The organism is Nocardia tenerifensis NBRC 101015 (assembly GCF_000308715.1).
Lineage (GTDB): Bacteria > Actinomycetota > Actinomycetes > Mycobacteriales > Mycobacteriaceae > Nocardia > Nocardia tenerifensis.
Genome location: NZ_BAGH01000483.1, coordinates 1 through 2,583, shown reverse-complemented (window position 1 = coordinate 2,583; position 2,583 = coordinate 1). Strand labels below are relative to the sequence as shown.

Here is a 2,583-nt window from a genome sequence, read left to right as displayed (position 1 = left end):
GACAGCGACGGCGGGACAGCGAGGGCAGGCCAGCGAGGGCAGGCCAGCGACGGCGGGCCAGCGACGGCGGGCCAGCGACGGCAGGCCAGCGACGGCAGGCCAGCGACGGCAGGCCAGCGAGGACCGGACAGCGGGGCACCGGACCCGAGAACGCTGGGCCAGCGAGACGCCGAGCCTGCGCGGCCCTGCTGCGCGGCCCTGCTGCGCGGCCCTGCTGCACGGTCAGCGCGTACGCCGCACCGACGCCGTGCATCGTGACGCGGGCAACGCATTGCTTGGTCCCGATCGTGCGCAAATCGCCGTCGATGCGAAGAGCAGGCAGGGGGCGAGCGCTGGGCACCAGGCCCGCGAGATGCCGCACCGAGGTGCCAGGCTCACGCGACGCTCGACCTCACGCGACGCCCGACCTCACACGACGCCCGACCTCACACGACGCCCGACCCCATACGACGCCCGACCCCATACGACGCCCGACCCATACGACGCCCGACCCCATACGACGCCCGACCCACACGACGCCCGACCCCACACGACGCCCGACCCCATACGACGCCGGAGCAGCGAACCGCCCGACCCAGGGAGGCACCGGACCCCCGAGGCACACCGGGCGAGCGAGACGCCGGATCAACGAGGGGCCGGATCAACGAGATGCCGGACAACGAGATTCGGAGTCAGCGAGATTCTGAGTCAGTGAAGTACCGGATGCCGCCGCGCTCCCACCCCGGATCTCCGTCGATGACGAAATTCAGCCAGGCGCGGCGCATTTCGTCTACCAGCTGCTGCGGACGCTCACCGCGCAGCATCGGCGCGTCCTGCCAGGCGTGCTCGTTGCCGAGGAGGAAGGGCAGTTCGAGGCAGTGGCATGCGCGCAGCGGGCTGTCCTGCGGATGCCAGTCGAACCGGAACAGCCAGGCGGGCGCGCCGGCCGGATTGCGTGCCTCGCTCAGCCGCCGGGTCGGCGCGGCGAACAGTTGCTCGGTGATCGCCGCGACCGCGTCCCAGTCGTGCGAGAAGAACGCTGCCGCTTCATCTCTGGTCGTCCCCATCAGCATGGGCATGCCGTCCGTGCGGGCACTCACCGCGCCCACCGGGTCGGCGGCGACCACCGCTCCATCGGCCACTAGTTGGAACGGCGGCACCACCCGACCCTCGGCCCCCATGGCGACGGCCCGCTGGGCGGCGAGCATCGCCTCGACGGGTACGTCGCCGAGCTGCTCGGCCTCAATCCCCAACTCCCGCAAGAACTTCGCGCCGGTCTCCTCGGCCTGGTCCGGCGCGTCGGGCAGCATGCCGAGCGGCGCGCTCTGCAGGATCGCCCGCTGGAACAGCCCGTCGGCCCGGTCGCCGGACAGCATCGCCACGATCGAGATCGCGCCCGCCGACTGCCCGGAGACAGTCACCCGTGCCGGATCACCACCGAACGCGGCGATATTGTCGCGAATCCAGGTGAGCGCCGCGATCTGATCCAGCAGGCCCAGATTCCCGTCGCTCACCCCGGGCAACCGCAGGAACCCGAGCGCGCCGAGCCGATAGTTGACCGTCACCACGACGACGTCGCCGAGCGCCGCCAGTTCTGCCCCGTCGTACCAGCCGAGACGCCCCGTCCCGCTGGAGAACCCGCCGCCGTGCAGGAACACCAGCACCGGATGATCGTCGCCGGGCGGCGCCCACACGTTCAGTGACAGGCAGTCCTCGGCCTGCGGCACCGCGAACGACCCCATCACCTGATCCAGCCGCGACGCCAATTGCGGTGCCGCCGGACCGGATTCGACCGCGTCGCGCACATCCTCCCACGGGGCCACCGCCTCCGGCACACCGAATCGCACGGCTCTGGCGTACGGAATACCGCGGAAAACCGTCACCGCCCCCTCGATGACGCCGCGAACCTTACCGGTGGCGGTCCCCACGACAGCCGACTGATTGCTTTCACTGGTCATGCGACCGAGTCTCCCGCGACAATGGTCCCCGAGCCAGCACTACGCCGCCGCACGCCGCGATCCGCCGAAAGTACGCCGAAATGAACCGGATTCGGTCACCCTCCGCCTCAGCAGCCACCATCCCCCACTCCACGAAGCCTTTAGTGCCCATAACCCACCACCCTGGGCAATGGCGCGGTGCCAGCTGCCCCTCCCGGTCGAGCGCCGACAGCCTCTGCCGCAACCAGCAAGGTGCGCGACCCCGCGAGCAGAGTCGAATGGTCGCAATTCGATCTTCAACCACGACCATTCGACTCTGCTCAATTCCGGCTACGCCGGTGTGCGAGCCGCACAGCTGGGTTTCGGCCCCCCACCAGCCTGCACCCCACATAGCAGGGCACCGGCACCACCAATGTGCACCCCGCACAGCTGAACACCGGCCCCACGGGCGTGTGCTCGTCGAGCCTGGGTGCCGGTCCACGGTCGTGGCGGGCACGGATTCGGGGTAGCCGTTGAGATCGCCGACGCCGACCGTGCCGAAGCCGGTGCCCACCCGCCCCGCACAACGGGACACCGGCACCACCAGCGTGCACCCGCATGGCCGAACTCCGGCACCACCAGCGTGCGCCCCGCACAACGGGACACCGGCCCCACCCCCCTGCACCCC

General features: G+C 70.6%; 2 protein-coding genes. Both read right to left on the bottom strand.

Annotation, left to right across the window (positions count from 1 at the left end; translation table 11 throughout):
• On the bottom strand, window positions 1–295 hold a 295-nt coding region (locus ON39_RS50230), incomplete at its 3' end, for a hypothetical protein (protein ID WP_218006192.1).
• Window positions 296–671: 376 nt separating this feature from the next.
• Window positions 672–1,937, bottom strand: a complete 1,266-nt coding sequence (locus ON39_RS34240; protein ID WP_051187462.1) for a carboxylesterase/lipase family protein — start codon at window positions 1,935–1,937, stop codon at window positions 672–674.
• Window positions 1,938–2,583: the final 646 nt, after the last annotated feature.

Coding starts and splice junctions, on each gene's coding strand:
- ON39_RS34240 (WP_051187462.1), bottom strand. CDS start 1,937: ATGACCAGTGAAAGCAATCAGTCGGCTGTCGTGGGGACCGCCACCGGT.